Annotated in this window: 21 protein-coding genes; 6 read left to right on the forward strand and 15 right to left on the reverse strand. The window is 69.7% G+C overall.

The features are described 5' to 3' along the window. Positions 1-6 precede the first annotated feature (6 nt). Positions 7-729: an NAD(P)H-binding protein gene (locus RWN05_RS02570; protein ID WP_285039730.1), complete on the forward strand. Its 723-nt coding sequence runs from the start codon at positions 7-9 to the stop codon at positions 727-729. Here the strand turns inward: RWN05_RS02570 and RWN05_RS02575 are convergent. Continuing rightward, positions 717-1,706, reverse strand: coding sequence for an aldo/keto reductase (locus tag RWN05_RS02575; protein WP_175117156.1), 990 nt, complete (start codon positions 1,704-1,706; stop codon positions 717-719). The genes RWN05_RS02570 and RWN05_RS02575 overlap by 13 nt on opposite strands. 168 nt (positions 1,707-1,874) lie before the next feature. Between RWN05_RS02575 and RWN05_RS02580 the strand changes: the two genes are divergently transcribed. Next, positions 1,875-2,537 carry a GNAT family N-acetyltransferase gene (locus tag RWN05_RS02580; protein ID WP_314138306.1) on the forward strand — a complete coding sequence of 221 codons (663 nt, stop codon included), beginning with the start codon at positions 1,875-1,877 and terminating at the stop codon, positions 2,535-2,537. Between the two features lie 19 nt (positions 2,538-2,556). Here the strand turns inward: RWN05_RS02580 and RWN05_RS02585 are convergent, their stop codons facing one another. The 3 genes from RWN05_RS02585 to RWN05_RS02595 form a co-directional block, all read right to left on the reverse strand. Continuing rightward, complete coding sequence (locus RWN05_RS02585; protein ID WP_314138308.1) at positions 2,557-4,206, reverse strand: ATP-binding protein; 1,650 nt, start codon at positions 4,204-4,206, stop codon at positions 2,557-2,559. Between the two features lie 187 nt (positions 4,207-4,393). Further along, entirely contained in the window at positions 4,394-5,371 is a 978-nt protein-coding gene (gene ctlX, locus RWN05_RS02590) for a citrulline utilization hydrolase CtlX (RefSeq protein ID WP_314138310.1), read from the reverse strand. Between the two features lie 7 nt (positions 5,372-5,378). Continuing rightward, the gene (locus RWN05_RS02595; protein ID WP_285039734.1) at positions 5,379-6,407 is read right to left on the reverse strand and encodes an ornithine cyclodeaminase; all 1,029 of its coding nucleotides are present in this window, start codon (positions 6,405-6,407) and stop codon (positions 5,379-5,381) included. A gap of 162 nt (positions 6,408-6,569) precedes the next feature. Here RWN05_RS02595 and RWN05_RS02600 point away from each other — a divergent pair, with 162 nt between their 5' ends. Continuing rightward, a complete protein-coding gene (locus tag RWN05_RS02600; protein WP_056010076.1) occupies positions 6,570-7,001 on the forward strand; it encodes an Lrp/AsnC family transcriptional regulator in 432 nt (143 codons plus the stop codon). A gap of 179 nt (positions 7,002-7,180) precedes the next feature. Here the strand turns inward: RWN05_RS02600 and RWN05_RS02605 are convergent, their stop codons facing one another. The 3 genes from RWN05_RS02605 to RWN05_RS02615 form a co-directional block, all read right to left on the reverse strand. Continuing rightward, positions 7,181-9,742, reverse strand: coding sequence for a polynucleotide kinase-phosphatase (locus RWN05_RS02605; protein ID WP_314138316.1), 2,562 nt, complete (start codon positions 9,740-9,742; stop codon positions 7,181-7,183). Further along, positions 9,739-11,133, reverse strand: a complete 1,395-nt coding sequence (locus RWN05_RS02610; RefSeq protein ID WP_314138317.1) for a 3' terminal RNA ribose 2'-O-methyltransferase Hen1 — start codon at positions 11,131-11,133, stop codon at positions 9,739-9,741. Before RWN05_RS02610 ends, RWN05_RS02605 begins: the two co-directional genes overlap by 4 nt. Before the next feature lie 131 nt (positions 11,134-11,264). Further along, positions 11,265-11,744 (reverse strand): hypothetical protein, encoded by a 480-nt coding sequence (locus RWN05_RS02615; protein ID WP_064293984.1) that lies wholly within the window; start codon positions 11,742-11,744, stop codon positions 11,265-11,267. A 77-nt stretch (positions 11,745-11,821) separates the two neighbouring features. On the opposite strand from RWN05_RS02615, the gene RWN05_RS02620 reads away from it, so the two are divergent. After that, a complete protein-coding gene (locus tag RWN05_RS02620; protein WP_121292864.1) occupies positions 11,822-12,634 on the forward strand; it encodes an endonuclease/exonuclease/phosphatase family protein in 813 nt (270 codons plus the stop codon). Positions 12,635-12,673: 39 nt separating this feature from the next. Here RWN05_RS02620 and RWN05_RS02625 read toward each other — a convergent pair whose 3' ends face one another. The 4 genes from RWN05_RS02625 to RWN05_RS02640 are packed head-to-tail and all read right to left on the reverse strand — an operon-like array spanning position 12,674 to position 17,645. Continuing rightward, positions 12,674-13,402, reverse strand: coding sequence for a YoaK family protein (locus RWN05_RS02625; RefSeq protein WP_175116627.1), 729 nt, complete (start codon positions 13,400-13,402; stop codon positions 12,674-12,676). Positions 13,403-13,450: 48 nt separating this feature from the next. Continuing rightward, on the reverse strand, positions 13,451-14,419 hold the full coding sequence (locus tag RWN05_RS02630) for an acetylxylan esterase (protein ID WP_071261950.1): 969 nt from the start codon (positions 14,417-14,419) through the stop codon (positions 13,451-13,453). A gap of 41 nt (positions 14,420-14,460) precedes the next feature. After that, a complete protein-coding gene (locus RWN05_RS02635; protein WP_121292858.1) occupies positions 14,461-15,243 on the reverse strand; it encodes an IclR family transcriptional regulator in 783 nt (260 codons plus the stop codon). 53 nt (positions 15,244-15,296) lie between these two features. Then, on the reverse strand, positions 15,297-17,645 hold the full coding sequence (locus RWN05_RS02640) for an FAD-dependent oxidoreductase (RefSeq protein WP_314138321.1): 2,349 nt from the start codon (positions 17,643-17,645) through the stop codon (positions 15,297-15,299). 162 nt (positions 17,646-17,807) lie between these two features. Here RWN05_RS02640 and RWN05_RS02645 point away from each other — a divergent pair, with 162 nt between their 5' ends. After that, complete coding sequence (locus tag RWN05_RS02645; protein ID WP_079000422.1) at positions 17,808-19,157, forward strand: MFS transporter; 1,350 nt, start codon at positions 17,808-17,810, stop codon at positions 19,155-19,157. A gap of 65 nt (positions 19,158-19,222) precedes the next feature. Here RWN05_RS02645 and RWN05_RS02650 read toward each other — a convergent pair whose 3' ends face one another. The 4 genes from RWN05_RS02650 to RWN05_RS02665 form a co-directional block, all read right to left on the reverse strand. Then, positions 19,223-19,588 carry a hypothetical protein gene (locus tag RWN05_RS02650; RefSeq protein ID WP_147427163.1) on the reverse strand — a complete coding sequence of 122 codons (366 nt, stop codon included), beginning with the start codon at positions 19,586-19,588 and terminating at the stop codon, positions 19,223-19,225. A gap of 64 nt (positions 19,589-19,652) precedes the next feature. After that, positions 19,653-20,093: a hypothetical protein gene (locus tag RWN05_RS02655; protein WP_175116625.1), complete on the reverse strand. Its 441-nt coding sequence runs from the start codon at positions 20,091-20,093 to the stop codon at positions 19,653-19,655. Between the two features lies 1 nt (position 20,094). After that, positions 20,095-20,292: a hypothetical protein gene (locus RWN05_RS02660; RefSeq protein WP_314138322.1), complete on the reverse strand. Its 198-nt coding sequence runs from the start codon at positions 20,290-20,292 to the stop codon at positions 20,095-20,097. Positions 20,293-20,304: 12 nt separating this feature from the next. Continuing rightward, on the reverse strand, positions 20,305-21,303 hold the full coding sequence (locus RWN05_RS02665) for an acetylxylan esterase (RefSeq protein WP_064293992.1): 999 nt from the start codon (positions 21,301-21,303) through the stop codon (positions 20,305-20,307). Between the two features lie 95 nt (positions 21,304-21,398). Between RWN05_RS02665 and RWN05_RS02670 the strand changes: the two genes are divergently transcribed. Next, positions 21,399-22,220 (forward strand): DeoR/GlpR family DNA-binding transcription regulator, encoded by an 822-nt coding sequence (locus tag RWN05_RS02670; protein ID WP_314138324.1) that lies wholly within the window; start codon positions 21,399-21,401, stop codon positions 22,218-22,220. Positions 22,221-22,243: the final 23 nt, after the last annotated feature.

Below are 22,243 nucleotides of genomic sequence, written 5' to 3' on the forward strand. Positions count from 1 at the left end.
CCCATAATGCCACGAGACACCATCGCCGCCACCGAAGGTTCGATAGAGGAGACTTCGATCGCATCCTCAACGCGCGTCTTCATCTTCGGGATCACGGGCAGGGTCGGTCGCATGCTGGCGACCCGGCTCCGCGCCAGAGGCGCCAGCGTCGCAGGTCTCACGAGGTCGCTGCTGGACCCCGCCCTCCACGCCGACGGAGTGACGACCGTGACCGGCGAGCTCGGGGTCGCCACCACAGAGGAGATCACGTCGATGATCTCGGACTGGGACGTCATCGTCTTCGCCGCGGGGTCGAACGCCGGAGCTCAAAGCGTGACAAACGACATCGACGACGCGGCGCTCCAGCGCGTGTCGGATGCAGTGATGGCATCACCGGGAAAACGCCTCATCTTGCTGTCCGTCCTGCCGGAGGCCTGGCGCGAGCGGCAGCTGAGCGACGACGAGGAACACTACTTCGCCGTCAAGAAACGGGCGGAGGTCGCCCTCACCCGTCAGCCGATCGACTGGGTCATCCTCCGCCCGTCCCTGCTGACCGACGACCCGGGCCGGGGGACGGTCGCCCTCGGGCCCGCCGAGCTCCACGACGAGATCACACGCGAAGACGTGGCCGCGGTCCTCGAGGCACTCGTCCTCGAGCCGACCATCAACCGGCGGATCCTCGAAGTGAACACCGGGCCGACCGCCATCAGCGAGGCGGTCGGCCGCGTCGCACGTTCCTACCAGGCGTAGGCTTCCGGGGCCTGGCCACCGGGACCGGGGAAGAGCTCGTCGAGAGAGGCGAGGTCATCGGCGCTCAGCTCGATGTCGACTGCTGCGACGGCGGACTCCAGCTGCTCGATCGTGCGCGGTCCGATGATCGGGCCGGTCACGCCGGGCTGGTGCAGAAGCCACGCGAGACCGAGCGACGCCGAGGTCCAGCCACGCTCGGCCGCGAAGCGGTCGTAGGCGTCGAGTTGCTCCTGCTGCTTGGCACGGGCCTCGGTGATGCGGGACTCGCCCGACCGCGCGCGCTTGTCGGAGGAACCACCGCTCAGCAGACCACCGGACAGCGGCGACCACGGCAGGATGCCGAGCCCGTAGTGCTGCGCGGCGGGGATGACCTCGAGTTCGATCGAGCGCTGCGCGAGGTTGTAGAGCGACTGCTCGCTGACGAGACCGAGGAAGTGCCGCTGAGATGCGACCTCGTTCGCCTGCGCGATGTTCCACGCCGCGAAGTTCGAGCTGCCCGTGTAGACGACCTCGCCGCGCGCGACGAGCACCTCCATGGCCTGCCACAGCTCCTGCCAGGAGATGTGACGGTCGATGTGGTGGAACTGGTACAGGTCGATCCGGTCCGTCTGCAGTCGCTCGAGCGACGCGATCGCCTCGCGACGCACCTGCCAAGCCGACGCACCACGCGCGTTCACCACATCCGAGCCGTCGTCGTTCGGGGCGACCATGGGCGAGTGGACCTTCGTCGCCAGGACGATGTCGTCACGGACGCCGGGGCGGGCTGCGAACCAGCGGCCGATGATCTCCTCCGTCGCGCCACGACCGGCGCTGCCGCCATACGCGTTCGCCGTGTCGAAGAAGTTGACGCCGAGGTCGAACGCCCGGTCCATGATCGCGAACGAGTCCTCCTCGCTGGTCCGATCGCCGAAGTTCATCGTGCCGAGCACGATCCGGGAGACCGTCGTCCCCGTGCGGCCGAGGTGCGTGTACTTCATCGTGGAGCCCTTCTCATCGTCGAACCGGGCCGCGATCCCGCGGCGCGTCGAGTGTGTCACGGAAGCCGCCCTCCATACCCCCGGCTCGACAGGGCGGCCTCGACCGGCTACAGCGCTTCCCGGCACCTGGCGGGTGCTGGCGTCCGCCCGAGGCGATACCGTGGCCTGATGCTCAGCCTCACCGACGTCTGGCCGCTCTTCGGCCTGGAGATCCGCACGCCGAGACTCGTCCTGCGCCTCGTGCGCGACGAGGACCTCCCCGGACTGATCGAGGCCGCCCTCGCCGGCGTCCACGACCCCGCCGTCATGCCGTTCTCCACACCGTGGACCGACCAGCCGCGCGAACAACTCATCCGCGAGACGGCTCGGTTCCTCTGGACGCAGCGCGCAACGGTGACTCCTTCCTCCTGGACGCTCAATCTCGCGATCCTCCTGGACGGGACGCCGATCGGTCTGCAGGACGTCGGCGCCCGCGACTTCGCCGTCACCCGGACGGTCGGGAGCGGTTCCTGGTTGACGCAGGCACAGCAGGGCAAGGGGCTCGGCATCGAGATGCGGGCCGGCATGCTCCAGTTCGCCTTCGACCACCTCGCCGCGGAGGTCGCCGTGTCGGACGCCGCCGTCTGGAACGGCGCATCGCTCGGCGTCTCGCGTCGACTCGGCTATCGGGACAACGGTCTGCAACGCTTCATCGGCCGACCGGGCGAACTCGTCGAGTCGCAGGGCCTCCGGCTGCACCGCGACGAGTTCATTCGGCCCGACTGGACGGCCGAGGTCACCGGCCTCGACGCGGCACGGTCGGCACTCCTCGGTGAACCGTCAGCAGACTAGGGCTGGCCGCGCGTTCGCGTCATCGTGACGGTGTGCGGACAGGCTCCGATGGCAGGACGAGCGTTGCGACGGTCGCACCGGGGGCGCTGGCCGTAGCGGGCGTGCTCCGCAGGGTCACGGAGCCGCCATGGGCCTCGGCGATCGCCCGCGCTGCCGGCAGGCCGAGTCCCACGCCCTGCACCGCCTGGTCCCGCGCGTACTCGGCCCGGTAGAACTTGTCGAAGGCCTGACGGAGTTCGTCGGCACTCATCCCGACGCCCGTGTCGCTGACGGTCACCTCGGCGTGCCCGTCGCCCGGCTCGACGACCACGTCGACCGTCCCATCGGCCGGCGTGAACTTCACGGCGTTGGCGACGAGCTCGGTGATCGCACGGAGGACCTGCTCGGGGTCCGCGGAGACGACCGCCGCCGCGTCGGCGTGCAGTCGGACGGCCGGACCCGAGATTCCCGCGGTCGACGTCTCGATCGCACGCGTGGCGACGTCCGTGAGGTCGATACGACTCGGCGCGATCTGGACCGTGGAGTCGGACGCGGTCAACAGCTCCTGCACCCGCCGCTCCAACTCGACCGCGTTGCGCTGGACCACCCGCAGCGCCGGGAGCAGGCCGGGGGCGTCGACCTCGGCGTCGTCCATGATCAGTTCGAGGTAGCCGTGGATGGAGGTGAGCGGCGTCCGCAACTCGTGCGAGACCGTCGTGAGGAACGCCTCACGGACGTTGATCGCATTCGCGAGCTCGGTGACGTCGTGTGCGACGATGACCGTCCCCAGATGCGTGTCGCCGTTGCGCATGACCCGCGTGGAGCTGGCGAGGATCGCACGCTGTTGCCCGGCCTCCCCCACCCATTCGAGATGGTTCGACAGCAGCTCGCCCCGCAGCGCCCTGGGGATGATCTGCTCGTCGAACGGGATCGGTGTCCGGCGGTCGGCTTGGAGCACGTGTTCCCCGGCATACGGCGGGGTGTCCAGCCGGAACCCGACGGCGGCGACCATGTCCGCGGCATGCGCGTTCGCCACGCCCAGGGTGCCGTCCGCCGTGTAGAAGGCCACGCCCGCGTCCACCGTCTCGAGGATCGATTCGGCGAGCGCCTCCGCGTCGAGCGCCCTGGCGAGCGAGCGTTCGAGCTGCGCGGCCTGCTCCTGGATGGCTTGTCGGCTCCGTCGCAGTTGGCGGGCCCCGATGTTCACGGCGACCGCGATACCGATCGTGAGCATGGGCAGCAGGGCGACATTGAGCCAGTCCACGGCGGTCTCCGGCGTGCGAGCCCGGAGGACGTAGGGAGCACTGCTGATGAACAGGGTCCCCGCCACGGCCAGGATGATCATCCGCGGGGTGAACCCGAACGCCAACCAGAGGACGGGGAAGATGCAGAGCAGGCTCGCGCCCGGAGTCACGCTGATGAGCTCGAGCCGGATGCTCGCGACGGCGAGGAGGTCGAGGACCGCGATGACGGCCATCGCGTGCGTCGGCCAGCGTTCCCAGGGCAGGAATCCCGCCAGGAGGGTGCTGATCGCCGCGAGAGCGGTGCCCGAGAGGACGGCGACCGTGAAGAACCGCTCGGGCAGGACGATCGCGACGAGGATCGCGACGATGCCGAAGGCGATCGCGAACGGGAGCTGTGCGCGGGCGAACACCCGGAGTCGGCCGCGTCGAGAGGCTTCATGTTCCAACAGCGGCATGATCGCCCACTCCCTGCACCTCGGTCAGAGAGGACGTCGGCCGGATTCCACGTCGATCAGCTGATCGATCGTCAATCTAGCCCATGCGCGCGCGATCAGCCATCGGCGGAGGCCTGTCGGGCCCAGGCACCGCGTCTGACGGACGGATTTGCGTTAATCGGATCACCGATCGGTGGAACTAGGACCGGGCGAGCTGGGCGGTCCGTGCCACATCGGAAGCCGTCGCCGCAGGCCGCCGGTCCAGGTGGATCCCGGCGATCATGCATCGGACGGAACCCCCGGCGAGTTCGATCGTCGGGACGTCCAGCGGCAGGATCCGGCAGCTGCGCTCGATGATCGCGAGTTGTTCCGACCGCAGACTCTGGACGGCGCGACTCGAGATCGCGAGGAGGCGTTCCCCCGTCGCCGAACGCAACTCGATCGCGTTACCGGCGAAGTCGCAGACCTGTCCGTAGTCGAGATCGACGATCGTCCGTCCGTGAGCCGTCAGCCGCTCGATCACCTGATCGCGCCGCGCCGGCGAGGCGATCAGGTCGAGACCGACGAGCGCGAACTCGGTCGCCACGCCCATCATGACGTTGGTGTGGTAGATCGGGACCCCGTGGGGGTCGACCGCGTCGAAGACGAGCGGCTCGTAGCCGAAGTTGGTGCAGAACCGCTCGAGGGCGATCGGGTCGGCACGGTGGGATCGCGCGACGAACGCCACTCGCGCTGCGTGATCGAGCACCATCGCACCGGTGCCCTCGAGGAACACGTCGTCGAGCTCCAGCCCCGAGTAGTCGATGACGTCCTGCACGCGGTACTCGCGCTTCAGCATCTCGACGATGTCCCACCGGCGCTCGCGTCGGCGGTTCACCGCGTACATCGGGTAGACGGCCAGGTGCCCGCCCGCATGGGTGGACAGCCAGTTGTTGGGGAAGACGCTGTCGGGGCGGTCCGGGTCCTCATCGTCGAACAGGTGGACGCGGACGCCCGCGGCATCGAGGGCCTGCGCCACGGCGGTGACCTCGTCGAACGCCGCGTGAGCCACCCCGGCCACGGACGCCGACGGGACGCCCTCCGCCACCTGGAAGACGTTGTCGGCCGCGGTCAGCGGGTTCGGCGTGAACCGGTGCGGCCGGATGAGCACCACGGCCGACGGCGCCTGGACGGACATGTGGGACTCAGCCGACGGGAGAGAGCGCACCGACGAGCCCGAAGAGGTCCTTCGGGTCGTCGGGGGCGGCGACGAGGTCGATCTCCTCGAAGTACTCGCTGCCGTCGACGGAGTCGCGGAGGAAGCGCAGCGCGGTGAAGTCCTCGATCGCGAAGCCGACGGAGTCGAAGAGCGTGATCTGCTCCCGCGAGGTGCGGCCGGGGACGGCACCCGTGAGGACCTGCCAGAACTCGATCACCGGGAAGTCGGGAGCCATCTGCTGGATCTCGCCCTCGATGCGGGTCTGCGGCGGGAATTCGACGAACACCTCGGCGCGATCGAGGATCGACGCCTCGAGCTCCGTCTTGCCGGGGCAGTCGCCACCGATGGCGTTCAAGTGCATGCCGGGCTCGACCAGGTCGTTCGTGAGCACGGTCGCGAGCGCCTTGTCGGCCGTGCATGTCGTGACGACGTCCGCGCCCGCCACGGCGTCGGCGGCACTCGTCCCGATGACGACCTCGAATCCGAGCGGCTCCAGGTTGCGCGCGAACTTGTCCATCGCGAGCGGGTCGACGTCCCAGATCCGCACCGTGTCGATCCCGAGGGCGGCACGCATGCCGAGAGCCTGGAACTCGGCCTGGCTACCGGCGCCGATGAGCGCGTGGACGCTCGAGTCGGGACGGGCGAGGTGCTTCGCGACCATGCCCGACGTCGCGGCGGTCCGGAGGGCCGTGAGGAGCGTCATCTCGGCGAGGAAGGTGGGGTAGCCGTTGTGCACGTCGGCGAGGACGCCGAACGCCGTGACCGTCTGGTAGCCCCGGGCGGGGTTGGAGGGGTGGCCGTTCACGTACTTGAAGGCGTACGTCTCGTGGTCGCTCGTCGGCATGAGCTCGATGACGCCGAACGGCGTGTGACTCGCGACCCGCGGGCTCTTGTCGAACGACGGCCAGCGGCGGAAGTCGGCCTCGAGGTAGCCGATCATGCCGGCGATGATGCGCTCGGGACCTCGGTCTGCCGTCCAGCGGACCATGTTGCGGACATCGACGAAACGCGTCATGACGTTCCCTTCCAGACGAGTTCGGGCTCGGAGCCGACCGGAGCGGACCACTCGCGGTTGCTTCGAGCCTAGGTTTCGACGATCTGCACTTTCCATTCCCGGGATGCACGATTTGTGCACAGGTTATGCACAATGTGAGTAACTCGGTTGTACATTATGTGCATGGCTGCGCTGGACGATCTGGACCGGAGGCTGTTGGCTGCGCTCCGAGCCGACGGCCGTGCGTCGGTCGCGAGCCTGGCCCGGTCGCTGGACGTCGCCCGGGCGACCGTGAACAGCCGTCTGGAGCGACTCGTCTCCTCCGGCACGGTGGTCGGATTCTCGGTCCGGGTGCGTGACGAACTCGATCCCGGCACCATCCGCGCGATCGCGTTCATCGAGGTCGAGGGTCGCACCACCGATCACGTCATCCGCCAGCTCCGCGGCTTCCCGGAGATCAGCGCGCTCCACACCACCAACGGCGGGTGGGACCTCGTCGCGGAACTCCGCACCGAGACGTTGACCGACTTCGACCGCGTGCTCGGCGGGATCCGACGCATCGAGGGCGTCGTCAACAGCGAGACGAGCCTCCTGCTGAGTTCCGTCCTCCGCTGACGACCCGCCGGGGCCGCGGAGCTGCAGCCCGGGCCCCGAGGTGCAACCCGGTCCCCGAGGTGCAACCCGGTCCCTGAGGTGCAACCCGGTCCCTGAGCTTGTCGAAGGGCACACGGCCTGCCCCCGCCCTTCGACAAGCTCTGGGACCGAAAGGTGGAACGCAGGGACCGGGGTCGACGCTAGAGGCGTGGGTCGATCGGCTCGGACTCCATGGCGAGCACGCCGAAGACGGCCTGGTGCACCCGCCAGGTCGGTTCACCGGCGACGAACCGCTCGACCGCCTCGACACCGAGCGCGTACTCACGCAGCGCCATCGACCGCTTGTGGCCGATGTCCCGATCGCGCAGGCGCTCGAGGTTGTGGGGCTCCGTGTAGTCGGGACCGTAGATGATGCGCAGGTACTCACGGCCCCGCACCTTGATGCCGGGCTGCGCGAGCGCCTTCTCACCGCGGACGAGGCCGGCCACGGGCTTCACCACCATGCCCTCACCACCCGCACCGGTCAGCTCCTCCCACCACGCGGTCGCGGCGTCCTCGGACGCCGACGAGGTGAGGTCGACCTCGATCGAGCGGGTCCGGCGGATGAGCTCCGGGTCGGCGTCCGCGAGGCGGTCCGCCACCGAGAGGTGCCAGGCGTGGTCGCGGCCCAGGTGGCTCGTACCGGTCGAGGCGAGGAGCTGGAACGGCGCGAGCTGCACGCCCTCCAGACCGTTCGAGGGCGCGGTGTACGGACGGTAGGCCGCGACGTAGGCGTCAGCGGCCTCGGCCCGACGGCGCGTCCGCTCGAGCAGGTCCGAGACGTCGACACCGGTCGACGACGCCTGCTCCAGCACGCGGACGGCCGCCGGGAGCGCTGCGGTCGCGGCAGCTCCCACCGAGGCGTACTGGTCGCGGATCATACTCTCCGCCTTCACCGACCACGGCAGCAGCTCGCTGTCGACGAGCATCCAGGAGGCGTCGAGCTCCTCCCAGAGACCGGCTCGCTCCACGGCGGCGTCGAGCCGGGTGAGGAGCGTCTGCGTCGTCGCATCGTCGAAGAACGGTCGACCGGTGCGGGTGTGGACGGTTCCGCGCCACCCCGCGGGAGCGCCGAAGGGTGCCGGATCACGCGTGAGCAGCACGACGGCACGCGAGCCCATGTGCTTCTCCTCGCAGACCACCCGGTCGAGCCCCTCCCGGCGATACGCCTCGAACGCCTCAGCGGGGTGCTCCAGGAGGTCCTTCCGCTGCGAGGTGCTCGGCGGGCTCATCGTCGGCGGCAGGTAGACCAGGCGCCGAGGGTCGATCGCGAACCGGCTCATGACCTCGAGTGCGCCGGCCGCGGCGTCCTCGCGGATGCCGACCCGGCCCGAGACGCGCGTCTCGACGACCTGCTTGCCGAGGACGTCGTCGATGCGCAGCAGCCCGGGATCCCGCTGCTCGCCGGCGGGACCGGTCGGGCGGCCGAGCGGCACGACGGGTTCGTACCAGACCTGCTCGGCCGGGACGTCGACGACCTCGCGCTCCGGCCACCGCAGGGCACTCAACTTGCCGCCGAAGACGCAGCCGGTGTCGAGACACATCGTGTTGTTGACCCACTCGGCGTCGAGGGTCGGTACGTGGCCGTAGAGGACGGTCGCCTTACCCCGGTAGTCCTCCGCCCACGGCAGCCGCACGGGCAGGCCGTACTCGTCGGTCTCCCCCGTGGTGTCGCCGTACAGCGCGAACGACCGCACCCGCCCGGAGGCGCGTCCGTGATACTGCTCGATCAGGCCGGCGTGCGCGACGACGAGCTTCCCGTCGTCGAGGACGAGGTGCGCGACGAGCTCGCGGCAGAACCGCTCGACCTCGGCCCGGAACTCCTCCGGCTCCTCGGCCAGTTGGGCGAGCGACTCGGCGAGCCCATGGCTGGTCTGCACCCGTTTGCCCTGCAGCGCGCGGACGAGCTTCGACTCGTGGTTGCCGGGCACCGCCAAGGCATGCCCCGCGCCGACCATCCCCATCGCCAGTCGCAGCACGCCAGGGGTGTCCGGCCCGCGGTCGACGAGGTCGCCGAGGAAGATCGCGCGGCGGCCCTCGGGGTGCGCGGCGTCGATCGGTCGACCCTCCACGTCGCGCTCGATCACGTACCCGAGCTTCGTGAGCAGCTTCTCGAGCTCACTCCTGCACCCGTGCACGTCGCCGATCGCGTCGAAGGGACCGCGCTCCTGACGGCGGTCGTTGAGCAGCGGCTCACGCACGAACGACGCCTGCGCGATCGCCTCGACGCCGGAGAGCACGTGGACCTTCCGGAAGCCCTCTTTGCTGAGGTGCCGCATCGACCGACGCAGTTGGTCCTGCTGCCGGGTGATGACGGCCGCGCCGAACGAGCGGTCCTCGCGGGCCTCGTTGCGCTCGATGCAGACGCGCTCCGGGACGTCGAGCACCACGGCGACAGGGAGGACGTCGTGGTTGCGTGCCAGATCGATGAGCGACTTGCGCGAGGCCGGCTGGACGTTGGTCGCGTCGATGACCGTCAGGAGCCCGGCGTCGAGGCGGCGTGCGGCGACATCGCGGAGTGCGGCGAAGGCGTCCGCGCTGGCGGCCTGGTTGGTCTCGTCGTTGGAGACGAGCCCGCGGAAGAAGTCGCTCGACAGGGTCTCGAACCGGCCGAAGTGCGTGGCGGCGAAGGTCGACTTGCCGGACCCGCTCACGCCGATGAGGACCACGAGTGACAGTTCGGGGATCGGCAGGGCGGCGGGGGTGTGCTCGAGGTCACTCATGCGATGGCCTTCCGGAAGACGGCGAGCTGCGTCGGCGAGCCGAGCTGCGGGTCGACGTCGCCGACCGTGCGGTGCTCGACGCCGTAGCCGTACCGCTCGGCCGCAGTGGTGCACCAGGTCGCGAACTCCTGACGGTCCCACTCGAAGCGGTGGTCCGGGTGCCGGAACGAGCCCGCCGGCAACGACGGATACAACGCGTTGTATTCGCGGTTCGGCGTCGTGACCATCACGGCTTCGGGAGCCGCAGCACCGAAGATCGAAGCCTCGAGTGCATCGAGGCGCTCGGCGTCGATGTGCTCCACGACCTCCATCAGCACGATCGCATCGAGTCCGCGCAGCCGGGTGTCGGCGTAGGTCGCCGAGGACTGCAGCAGCTGGACACGCTCACGGGTGCGGTCGCTCGCGTCGCGGAGCCCGAGCCGCTGCGACGCGGATGCGAGCGCGCGCGCGGAGACGTCGGTACCGATCACCGAGGTGACGAGAGGATCCGCCAGCAATCGAGTGAGGAGGGCGCCCTCGCCGCACCCGACGTCGGCGACCGACCGAGCCCGCACGTCGGTGAGCGCCTGCAGGACCGCCTCGGCGCGCAGGCCGGCGAGCGCCGGGGCACGCTTCGTCTCTGACGCGGTGGCCGTGTCGTCCCCGTCGGTCCTCGCCTCCGGGTCCAGTTGCGACTGCGCATCGGTGACCATCCGCGACTGGTGCGCGAGATACCGCTTGGTGATCAGGTCCCGGTCGGGGTGATCGGCCAGCCACCCCTCGCCGGCGCGGAGGAGCTTGCCGACCTCGTCGTCGGAGACCCAGTAGTGCTTGGCGTCGTCGAGCACGGGCAGCAAGACGTAGAGCTGGCGGAGCGCGTCCGCGAGGCGGAGATCCCCGGTCAACTCGAGGTCGACGTATCGCGAGTCGCCCCACGCGGGGACCGTCGGGTCGAGCGGGATCGCCCGTTCGACGACGGTCCAGCCGAGCGGGGTGAAGAGTCGGGTCGCCAGCTGCTCCAGACCTCGCGACGGCACCGCGGCGACGGTGATCGTCAGTGGGAGCACTGCCGCGGCGAGCTCCGGGTGGGAGTCGCTGCGGCCGGTCATGGCGCTGCGGAACACCTGTCCGATCGCGACGGCGACCATCGACGACGACGCGTACGGTCGGTCGTTCACGTACTGCGAGAGCGACGCACTGTCACCGCCGCCGAAGCGCTTCTGACGGACGAGCGCGATCGCGTCGACCTCGAGCAGCAGGGCCACGGTGCACCGCTCGTCGGTCGCCTCCGGGTAGAACACGTGGGCGCGCCCGACGCTGAGGTCGAAGCTCTGCGCCCGTGCGGGATGCTTGCGGACGAGGTGCCCCAGGTCGGCGGCCGACGGCGCGGTCGAGGTGATGGTGACGAGCACAGGTCCATCCGTCCGTTCGGCGGCGAGGTTCCTGAAAGCCTAGCGGCGGTCGTGGTGCGTGCGTGAGTCGCCCGGATCTGCACGGAATTCAGCGATCTCCGTGCAGGTCCGGGCGACTCGGGGCCGGCTGATCAGCCTCCGAACAGCTTGCCGAAGAACCCCTTGCGCGGCTTCCAGCCGGCGGCGGTCAGGGTGTCGATCACGGGCTGCTTGACCTCGTCGGTCGTGAACTCGTAACCCATGAACTGGCCGGTCGTCGTGCCATCGCGGTCGGTGGACTGCGAGATGGGCGCGACGCTCCGCCCGAAGGAGAAGGACTTCTGCGGGCCGGACTGCCAGGTGCGCTTCGTCGACAGACCGCCGACGCCGAGCGTCGTCTTCGAGGAGGACGACTGCTCGTGGAACTCCCACTCCCCGTCCTCGGGGTGCAGCTCGACCCGCAGCTCGTACTCGGCACTGAACATCCCGGCGCCGATGAAGCCGAGCCAGCGCTGGTCGGCGTAGCGCCAGTGCGCGACGATCCCGTCGGGTGTCGGGTCGTAGATGAAGGGGAGTTCTTCGCTGTTGAGCGCGAGGATCCGGGCCTGGGCGTCGCGGAGGTCGAAGGTCATGGGGCGAGTCTAGGCAGACGGACCGCCCGGCGACATGGGGACAGCTCCCCGTCACCCGGCTCCCCTACGCTGGCCGGGTGAGCGAATCCATCCTGACCCAGAACGTCCTGACCGTCATGAGCTACAACATCCGCACCGCCGTCGCCCAGCCCGGTCACGAGTGGGTGGACCGTGCACCGCTCGTCTCGCAGGTCATCGCCCGCAACGCTCCGGACCTCCTCGGGCTGCAGGAGGTCCGCGAGCATCAGCTGCACGACCTGCTCCCGGGCCTCGCCGAGTACGACTGGTTCGGGCAGGGCCGTGACGGCGGTTCGGCCGGCGAGTACGGACCGGTGTGCTTCCGCCGCTCGCGGTTCGAGCAGCTCGACGCCGGCGAGTTCTGGCTGTCGGACACCCCCGATGAGCCTGGCTCGAACACCTGGCCGTCACTGCACGCGCGGTTCGTCACCTGGGTCAGGCTCCGCGAGCGCCGCACCGGCGATGAGCTCGTCTTCGCCAACACCCACCTCGACCACGAAGGTACGCCGCACGGCGATGACGTCCGGACGCGCAGTGCGAAACTGATCGCCGACCGCTTCTCCGGCGTGGACGTGCCCGTCCTCCTCACCGGTGACTTCAACACCGAGCGTGGATCGGCGGCGCACGACGCGCTGGCGGACGCCGGGTTCGTCGACCTCTCGCCGGTGGAGAGCGACAGCATCGGCACGTTCCAGGGTTACGGTCCGCAGCGTCCCGGGAACGCACGCATCGATTGGGTGCTCGGCCGCTCAGGCAGCGTCGCGCCGCACACCCGACTGGAACCGATCGAAGCCCTCGTGGACGAGCAGGAACCCACCTCGGAGGCGAGCGACCACTTCCCCATCGTCATCCGGGCGCAGCTCACCCACTGACGGCGGCGCGTCTCGGACACGCGCTCGAAGTTCGGTGGATCAGGCGTTGGAGACCGTCGGCGCGAGCCGGAGGAGGACCAGCCCGACGATCGACGGGAGGAGGGGCAGCGCGGCACCGAACACCGGGTCCACACCGGTGAGGAGCGAGCCGCAGAGGGCGCCCGTCACGAGCAGCACGATCGCGCCGATGCGGATGAGGTGGTGGTCGTGGACGCCGTCGGCGAGGCTCTGCATGAGACTCGTGAGGGTGCCGGTCACGAAGGTGGTCGTCACGCCCGACCGCTCGATGCGTCGCGCGACGGCCGTCTGCCCCGCCATCGCGAGCGTGGAGAGCGCGATGAGGGCGCAGATCACGGGCGTCGTGCGCAGGTCGGAGGACACGATCCATCCGATGAGGACGCACGCCTGCGCGACCACCGCACCGCCGAGGACGAGGACGAGCCGGTGCTGCGGCGCCTCCGGAGGCCGCCCAGGGGTGGCGACGAGCCTCGTGAAACGGAAGGCCAGGAACGTCCCGACGGAGAACAGCAGCACGGCGACCGTCGCCCCGAGCAGGACCTCGCCGAAGTCCGGTCTGCTCGTGAGTCCGGCCAGCACGAAGTTGCCGGTCATGTTCGCGGTGAAGACGCCGCCGAGCTGGAGGAACGCGAAGGCGTCGGTCGCTCCGGCCGCGAACGAGAGCACGAGCGCCATCGCCGCGATCATGCCGGCCCGCGTCCGACGACGGTTGGTCGTCAGTGTCGGGTCGGTACCGCCGGTCTCAGTCACGTGCACATCGTCCCACGCCCGCTCGCCCATCTTCGGGCGAACGGCGCGTCAGGCGAGGAGGTCCGCGAGGAAGGTCAGCTGCGCCTGCTGCTGCACCGGCCCGCCACCCTCGTGCCCGTTGTACGGGTAGACGGCGATGTCCTTCTGCGTGCCCGCGTAGTGGTTGAACGCCGCGTACACCGTCGAGGGCGGACACACCGCATCGCAGAGCGCGACGGAGAACAGTGCGGGGGCGGTCGCGCGGGCGGCGAAGTTCGTCGCGTCGAAGTACGAGAGCGTCCGGAACACCTCCTCCTCGTGACCACGTCGGCTGATGAGGTACGTCTTCAGCTCGGCGAAGGGGCTCGCGTCGGTGATCTGCAGGGCACGACGGAAGTGCGACAGGAACGGGACGTCGACGAGCGCCGCCGCGAGTCCCTCGCAGAGCCCGGCCGCGGCGAGCGCGATGCCGCCGCCCTGGCTCCCACCGGCGACGACGACCCGGGCGGGGTCGACCTCCGGGAAGCTGCGCACCGCGTCGACGGCGAGCGCCGCGTCCGTGAAGACCCGACGGTAGTAGTAGGTCTCGGGGCTGTCGAGCCCGGCGCTCATCTTGCCGGCGACCTGCGGACCGCTTCCGAACGGGTCGGCCGTCGCGCCCGGCAGGTTCGCGCTCCCCTGGCCGCGGGTGTCCATGACGAACACGGCGTAGCCCGCGGACGGGTGCATCGTCCACTGGTGGGCGAGCCCGCGACCGCCGCTGTACCCGATGTAGTGCACGATGCACGGGAGGGGCTCGGTCGCGCCCGCCGGCCGGATGAACCAGCCTTTGATCGGGTCGCCGCCGAATCCGGAGAACGTGACGTCCTCGACGACGAGACCGGTCAGCTCAGGGTCGGATCGTTCACGCACCGTCGGCTGGGCGAGGGCGTGGGCTTCGGCGAGGGTGTCCGCCCAGAACGCGTCGAAGTCCGGCGCCTCCTCGCGGTCGGGCCGGTACTGCTGGAGCTGGGCGAGGGGGAGGTCGAATTGCGCCACGGGTCACCTTCGGTTCGTGAGATCGGATGCGGGAGGACGAATCAGGAGGACGGGATCGCGGAGATGAGCCCGAGACCGACGCTGATGCGGTCGGCCACTTCGATGAGGTCCTCGGTGAGGACGTCGAGGTCGCGTTCGCGCATCAGGCTCAGCCGACCCGAGATCGAGATCGCCGCCACGACTCTGGCGTTCGCGTCGCGGATCGGCGCCGCGATCCCGAGACGACCCAACGCGAGCTCCTGGTCCTCCATGCAGACGCCGCGTTCCCGCGCCGCCGCGAGCTCCGCGGCGAGGGCCGCGTGCTCCGTGATGGTGTTGGCCGTGTAGCGCGGGAGCGGCTCGTCACCGAGCAGCGCACGGAGACCGTCCGCGTCGAGGTCGAGGAGCAGACACTTGCCGAGCGCGGACGCGTGCAGTGGCTGGCGCAGCCCGATCATCGAGTGCGACTTCGGTGCGAGGGCTCCCTCGAAGTGGCAGAGGTAGATGAGGCTCGAGCCGTCGAGGACGCCGACGTTGACGCTGAGGCCGATCCGCTGCGCGAGCTCCTGAGCGGGAGCACGTGACTCCCGGTGCACCGGGTTCTGGTTGAGCCCTTCGCTCGCGAGCGCCAGGATGGTCGCCCCGATGGCGTAGGACGGGCTGTCGGCCGCCTTCGTCACATATCCGAGCTCCTCGAGCGTGCCGAGGAGGCGTGCGGTCGTCGAGGTGCCGAGACCGGTGGCACGGGCGATGTCGGAGGCCCGCAACGGTCCGGTGGTCGATGCGCCGAGCACGGCGAGCACGGATGCCGCACGGCCGATGCCCTGCTGGATCTCACCTGCCACGGGTCCTCCACGGTGTCGGTGTCGGTTCGGATGTCCGGCCTCGGAGGCCGTGTTCAGCGTAGCGGTCGGGCTCGGCGCGGCCGGGTGGTGCGCCCGCTCGGCTGTTCGAAGACCTTCACACTCGCGACACTCACGTAGGGCGAGCCGTTCGTGGCCGTGACGACGACACGGAGGGCGTCGACCCGCACGGGCTCGACGTCGTGGATCCGGTGGCGGTGGCGGTTCCCCTCGACCTCGGCCAACACCGTCCACGTCCCTTCAGCCGCACCCGCGGGTCTCCCCTCGAGTCGGTAGTCGGCGACGAGCTCGGGGACCGCCTCGAAGTCGGTGCGGTGGTGGTGCAGGTTGATGAGGTCCACGTCGACGTCGTCGTTGAACACGATCCGCACGGACGCGACATCGACGGGCTCGTCCCAGTGCAGTGTGAGGACCTCGGGCTCGGCGACCAGATCGCGGTTGTCAGCGAGTCGCTCCGAGGACCACAGGTGCGGTCCCCCGTACGGTCGCTGGTAGCCGTCGACGATCCGCTCCGGGCGGTACGCCGTGGTGTCTCCACCGACGGTCAGCGCGACGCTCCGGCCGCGCAGCTTCCGCGCGTTCCAGTCCAGGATCGCCTGGTCCTGCTCCTCGGGGATGTGGTCGTCGAACACCTCGTCCGAAGCATGCTTGGCGGTCAGCACGAGGAGCCCGTAGGGGTGGCCTTCCGTGAGGAGCAGGCTGACGTCCGGGTTGGCACGGACGACGAGCACCGCGTTCTGCTCGATCTCCGGCGTCCATCCGAAGCGGACGGTGGCCGACACGCCGACCCCGGCGGCGATCTCCGCGGCTCCGTCGAGGAGGTGCTCGACCGGGACGGCGTTCTGGCGTTTGCCGGTGCTCCACAGTTCGACGCCGAGGGTCGTGTCGCGTGCAGCGTCGACGAGCAGGGTGATCTGGTCGAGTGACGGAGCGACGGGTACGAGGATCGCGACGTCGCGGTCGAGGGTGAACCGCTCGCCGGAGCCGAGGTGCTCCAGCGTGGAGATCGCGTCGAGCGCGCTCGACGCGGAGACCGTCGCCCGCCCGGCCAGATCGTCGGGGTCGTCCGTGGTGATGCCGATGACCGGGGCGTCCTCGCGGAGGAGCGTGCGCTGCAGGAGCGGGAGCGCCTGCCCGGCGAGCTCCCGCGGCGTCAGCCTGTCGCGGGCGATGAGCGCCGCAGCCGTCCCCACCGCCTGACCCTGCGTGGCGCAGGTCGCCATGACGCGGGTGGACCCGAACGCGACATGGGAGGCGGAGATGTTGCGTCCGGCGAACAGCAGGTTGTCGACGTCCCGCGAGTACAGGCTGCGGAAGGGGATGCCGTAGGTGCCGTTGCTGAACCGCTGCTGCGCACCGGCGGTCTCGGCGTAGACGCCCTCCACGGGGTGCAGGTCGATCGACCAACCTCCGAAGGCCACGGTGTCCTCGAAGTCGACCTGGTCGAGCAGGTCGTTCTGCGTGAGGGTGTGGTCGCCGAGGAGCCGACGGTACTCGCGCTTCCCCGGGATGGATCCGACCCACTCGAGCGTGAGGGTGTCGGCTTCGAACTCGCCGGAGTTCTTGATGTAGTCCCAGATCCCGAAGACGACGCTCCACAGCTCGTCTCGGATCTGCTCGTTCTCGGCGACGGTGTCGAGCTCGCCGCCCCACTCGATCCACCAGTAGTTGCAGCCGTTGTCGCCGGTCCGGATGATCCGGTTGGTGAGGATCGGGGTGTCGCGGATGTCGCGCGCGATGTCGGGAGCGACGAACCGCTCGGGGCGTCCGGCGTCCTTGGTGTAGAAGAAGATCGAACTGCCGAGGAGCTCGTCGTCCGCCACCTCGGGCGCCCACGGCTCGCCGAGCTCGGCGCGACCCTCGCGCCCGATGCGGGAGGTGGCACCGGCGAGATGCCCCACCAGCCCGTCTCCCGTGCAGTCGATGAAGACGGGGGCGACGAACTCGGTCTCGATCTCGCTGCCCATCGTCCATCCGGTGACGGACGCGATCCGCGGCGACGGCGACTCCTCACCGTCCGCCGGCTTCTCCATCGTGACGATGCGGACGTCGGTGTTGAGGTGCAGCTGCAGGTTCGGCTCGGCGCGCACGAGGTCGAGGACGGTCTGGTCCCAGTAGAACGGGTTGCCCTCCGGATTGCGGTACTGGTTCTCGAGGAAGAGCTCCCCCATGATCCCGGTCTCCCGTGCGAACCGCTGGTGGCCGTGCGCGGTCGCTCCGACCACCCACACCCGAACCTCGCTCGACGAGTTCCCACCGAGTACCGGGCGATTGGTGACGAGCGAGACCCGCGAACCGAGGCGGGCGGCGGCGACGGCTGCTGACACGCCCGCGAGGCCACCGCCGATGACGACGACGTCTGCGGTCTGGGTGCGGTGCTGCATGGATGACACTCCTTCGTGATGCGTGATCCTGGAGGCCGTCGAACAGGTGGCGACCACCGGGCGAATGCCACGCTACCATTCAGCGGTACGACTTTCCCATTCAGTGGGTAAGATTCTTCGGCAGGTGAACCTCGAAGCACCCCGACAACGATGTGAGGACCGATGGACGAGAGCAGGACCCAGGCTGCAGCCCTGGCCGAAGCCGCCGCGCACAGCGCACAGACCCCCTACGACGACGCGGAGCGATCACGCCGTATGCGGAAGGTGATCTGGGCGGCCGGGGCAGGTCACTTCGTCGAATGGTTCGACTTCGGCCTCTACGGCACGCTCGCGACCGTCATCAGCCTCAACTTCTTCCAGCAGGGCAACACCCAGGCGGCTCTCCTCTCCGCATTCGCGGTGTTCGGGGCCGGCTTCGTGATGCGTCCGCTCGGTGGCCTCTTCTGGGGCTCGCTCGGAGACCGCATCGGGCGCAAGACGGTCCTCGCGACGGTGATCCTCGTGACCTCCGGGGCGACGGTCGTCATGGGTCTCCTGCCGACATTCGACCTCATCGGCCTCTGGGCGCCGATCCTGCTCGTGATCGTACGACTCGTGCAGGGCTTCGCCGCCGGTGGCGAGAGCTCGGGTGCCACCACACTCCTCGCCGAGTACGCCCCGTCAAATCGGCGCGGCTTCGTGACGAGCTTCATCGACGTGTTCGGCTTCGCGGCCTTCGTGGTCGGTGCGGGCCTCGTGCTCCTCTTCACCTCGACGCTCGGCACTGACGCCCTCAACGAGTGGGGTTGGCGCGCGCTCTTCTTCCTCGCCCTGCCGCTCGGCCTCGCGGGCCTCTACCTGCGGAACAAGCTCGAGGACACCCCCGAGTTCCAGGCGATCCAAGCGAAGGGGGCCGTCTCGAAGTCACCGTTGCGGACCTCGCTGCGGACGTCCTGGAAGGCGCTGCTCTTCTGCGTCGGCTTCGTCGTCATCAAGGCCGTCGGCCACTGGATCCTGCAGACCTTCATGCCGTCGTACCTCCAGACCGATCTCGGCTACTCGCAGCCGCTCAGCTACGCGGTCACCGTGCTCGGGCTGCTCGCCATCGCCATCCTCGTGCCGTTCATGGGCCTGCTGAGCGACCGCATCGGGCGGAAGCCGGTGATGATCGCCGGTTGCGCCGGGTTCCTGGTGTTGACGTACCCGACGCTCATGCTCATGAGCGCGGGCAACTTCGCCGCTGCGGCCGTCGCGATGGTGATCCTCGGCGTCTTCATGGCCGCCTACGACGGTGCGTCGAGTGCTGCGATGGCCGAGCTGTTCCCGACCAGCATCCGTTACGGCTCGATGGCGATCGCGTACAACCTGTCGGTCGCCGTGTTCGGCGGGATCACGCCGTACTTCGCGACATTCCTGATCGCATCGACCGGCAACCGGTTCGCCCCCGCGTTCTACGTGATGGCGGCCGCGCTCATCACGCTGATCGTCGTGCTGCGGGCCCGCGAGACGGCCAAGCTGCCGCTCCCGCGCTGAGCGACCCGAACGAATGCCGGCGTCGACCAGATGGGTCGACGCCGGCGTTGTCGTGCGGGTCCGTCTCAGCGGGAGAAGTCGCGCAGGTCGAGGTCGGGGTCCTCGAGCACGTCCGAGGTCTCGAGGGAGTCGCGTGGCTCGTACGCCGTCGTGGACGGGCGGAGGTCGTCGAGATAGCCCTGCAGACGCGATTCGGCCTCGCTGAAGTCCGGCACGTCGCGGTCCCAGTCGTGCGGCACTGAGAGCACGTCGTTGCCGAGACCGATCACGAGTTGGGCGGATGCGTCCTCGTCATCGGACTCCACGACGATCGGAATCGTGACCGCTTCGGCCCGACCTCGCTTGGCGAGCTCGGCGGTCAGCTCAACCAGGAGGCCCGCGACCTCATCGGTCGTCACAACGTTCTCACCCGCGTATGTAATGCATCGCATGCATCAACCCTGCCTGATCAGGCCTGGAACCTCAGGCCCCTTGACACCCGGTGGGGCCGGATGACTAGGCGGCTCCGAGGCCGGACTCGGTCGACGACGACCGGCGGCGGCTGGTCCGCCACGCTCGCCACGCTCCCGTCGACCAGAGCGCCCAGACGACGAGGAGCGGTTGGAACACCAGTCGGACACCGCGCGCGACATCGCTGTCGAGCCCGAAGGCGTCGGTACCGCGGACGAACTGCTCGATGTTGCCGGGGAACACCGCGACGAAGAACGCTGCGACGATCCAGCCGACGGCGATGCGATACCGGGCGAGCAGGATGAGCGAGAGGCCGAGGAGTATCTCGACGACTCCCGACGCCACGACGACCACGTCGACCGGCAGTGGCAGCCACTGCGGCACCTGGGCGACGAACGACTGCCGCGCGAAGGTGAGGTGGCCGACGCCGGCGAAGGTGAGGACGGCTCCGAGGAGCCAACGGGCGAGTGCGCGGACGAACTCCATCTCAGCTCGCCGCCGTCACGGCGTACTTGAAGCCGCGGGGGAGATCGCTCTCGTTCGCCAGGTCACCGCGGGACGCACTGATCGGGTCGTCGGCGAGGAGCGTCATCAGCGCGTCGAGGTCGGCCAGGTCGGCCCGGCGCAGCAGCAGTTCCTGCCCCGGTGTGGAGAGGGCGACGGGGAGCGTGAGGGCAGCGATCATCCATCCACCCTCTCACCTCGCGCCTGCAGCTCCTCCCACTGCCCGCGCGACCGACCGGAGCGCGTGCGCCCTCGTCGCCGCATACGACTCCGCCAGCACGGCATCGAGCCCCGGGTACTCGGTGTGCCCGGCGGGGAGGACGCTCAGCTCGACATCCTCGAGAGCGTTGGCGACGGCGAACTGCCCGGGTGGTGGCACGTGTCCGTCCCAGAGCGCGGCCTCCACCCGCACCGGCACGTGGACGAACCCCGCGGCCGTCGACGCGTCGAAGAACCGCAGGACCTCACGCGCCTCCGGGTGCTCGGCGACGTGGTGTCGAACCCGCTCTCCGCTCCCCTCGCACGGCAGGCGCAGACGCAGGTCGTACTGACCGAAGCTCGGCACCACGAGCGTCGCTCCGACGAAGCGGTCGTCCCATGGCAGGGCGAGCGCACCGATCCCGCCGCCGAAGCTCTCACCGACGAAGTAGAGCGGGAGCGGTCCGACGACGTCGAGCAGCGCCGACGCCGCGTGCCAGAGGTCGACGGCACACCGGCCGAGCGCGTACCGCTCGACGCTGTCGATGCCGAACAGGACATGCCCGTCCTCCGGTGTCGGCGCTCCGAGTCCCGCGTTGAAGACGCCCTGGCCGCGGGCGATCGGGAAGATGACGGCAGCGTCGTCCGGGACGCGGGACCAGTCGGGCGCCTCCCGCCCGCCGTACCCGTGTCCATGCACCATCCCGAAGCGTGCAGGCCCGCCCGCCGGCATCGCGAGCCATCCGCGCAGACGGAGGCCGTCGGCGACCGTGTGCTCGACGACGAAGACCTCGTGCGCGCCCTGCCGGCCGATCGGGGTCAAGACCGGATCCGGAGACACCTCACGTGCCGCCGCGTACCACCCGCGCCACAGCTCCTCGAATCCGGCCGGCGGCACGACCGGTTCGACGGCCAGGAGCGCCTCGAGGTCGTAGCCGTAGGTGCCGTCGCGAACCTCATCACCGAACCAGTCCCGATGTCGTACCTCACGCATGCGTCGTCCGCCTCCGTCTCGTCGTCGTGGATCGCCGGTGCCTCAGCCCGGCACGCGCTCGTGCCAGACTGGCAACCGGGTCGAAGGAGGACGCTGTGCTCGGTGCAGAACGCAGATCGCAGATCATGTCGGAGGTGCGCCGCAACGGTGCGGCGAGCGTCGTCGACCTCGCGACCGCGCTCGGCGTCAGCGAGATGACCGTGCGGCGCGACATCGAGCAACTCGCCACGGAGGGCCTCGTCGACCGCGTCCGTGGTGGCGCCACCACGCCCCGGCTGCCCGACCGTGTCGAGCTGGGCTTCCCCAACCAGGCACGCCGACTGCTGGCCGAGAAGCGCGCCATCGCCCGTCGCGCGGCCGTCCTCGTCGAGCCCGGCATGTCGGTCGGCCTGTCCGGCGGCACCACCACTTGGACCCTCGCGCAGGAGCTGCGCGCCATCCCGGAGCTCACCATCGTCACGAACTCCCTCCCGGTGGCCGAGGTGTTCGCGCGGCCCGACCGCGCCGACGAGCCGTACACCCAGACGGTCGTGTTGACCGGCGGCGTCCGTACCCCCTCGGACGCCCTCGTCGGTCCGGTCGCCGTGCGGGCGATCGAGTCCCTGCACTGCGACGTCGTCTTCCTCGGCGTCCGCGGGATCGACCTGCAGGCGGGACTGACGACCTCGAACCTCCTCGAGGCCGAGACCAACCGGGCGTTCGTCGGCGCCGGGCGTCGCTCCGTGGTCCTCGCCGACCACTCGAAGTGGGGTGCCGTCGGACTGACGACGATCGTCGACCTCCGCGAGGTGGACCACCTCGTCATGGATGACGACGTGACCGAGGACGTCGAGACCACGCTCCGCGCGCAGTTCGGCGAGGTCTGGCTCGCGCCGGTCGCTTCCGCTTCGGTCGACGACGACCGCATGGACGACTGACCGCGCCGCTTCCAGCACCCCGG

The organism is uncultured Plantibacter sp. (assembly GCF_963518075.1).
Lineage (GTDB): Bacteria > Actinomycetota > Actinomycetes > Actinomycetales > Microbacteriaceae > Plantibacter > Plantibacter flavus_A.

Coding starts and splice junctions, on each gene's coding strand:
- RWN05_RS02570 (WP_285039730.1), top strand. CDS start 7: ATGCCACGAGACACCATCGCCGCCACCGAAGGTTCGATAGAGGAGACT.
- RWN05_RS02665 (WP_064293992.1), bottom strand. CDS start 21,303: ATGCGTGAGGTACGACATCGGGACTGGTTCGGTGATGAGGTTCGCGAC.
- RWN05_RS02575 (WP_175117156.1), bottom strand. CDS start 1,706: ATGAAGTACACGCACCTCGGCCGCACGGGGACGACGGTCTCCCGGATC.
- ctlX (WP_314138310.1), bottom strand. CDS start 5,371: ATGTCCGTCCAGGCGCCGTCGGCCGTGGTGCTCATCCGGCCGCACCGG.
- RWN05_RS02615 (WP_064293984.1), bottom strand. CDS start 11,744: ATGACCTTCGACCTCCGCGACGCCCAGGCCCGGATCCTCGCGCTCAAC.
- RWN05_RS02645 (WP_079000422.1), top strand. CDS start 17,808: ATGGACGAGAGCAGGACCCAGGCTGCAGCCCTGGCCGAAGCCGCCGCG.
- RWN05_RS02580 (WP_314138306.1), top strand. CDS start 1,875: ATGCTCAGCCTCACCGACGTCTGGCCGCTCTTCGGCCTGGAGATCCGC.
- RWN05_RS02605 (WP_314138316.1), bottom strand. CDS start 9,742: ATGAGTGACCTCGAGCACACCCCCGCCGCCCTGCCGATCCCCGAACTG.
- RWN05_RS02660 (WP_314138322.1), bottom strand. CDS start 20,292: ATGATCGCTGCCCTCACGCTCCCCGTCGCCCTCTCCACACCGGGGCAG.
- RWN05_RS02650 (WP_147427163.1), bottom strand. CDS start 19,588: ATGCGATGCATTACATACGCGGGTGAGAACGTTGTGACGACCGATGAG.
- RWN05_RS02595 (WP_285039734.1), bottom strand. CDS start 6,407: ATGACGCGTTTCGTCGATGTCCGCAACATGGTCCGCTGGACGGCAGAC.
- RWN05_RS02600 (WP_056010076.1), top strand. CDS start 6,570: ATGGCTGCGCTGGACGATCTGGACCGGAGGCTGTTGGCTGCGCTCCGA.
- RWN05_RS02640 (WP_314138321.1), bottom strand. CDS start 17,645: ATGCAGCACCGCACCCAGACCGCAGACGTCGTCGTCATCGGCGGTGGC.
- RWN05_RS02655 (WP_175116625.1), bottom strand. CDS start 20,093: ATGGAGTTCGTCCGCGCACTCGCCCGTTGGCTCCTCGGAGCCGTCCTC.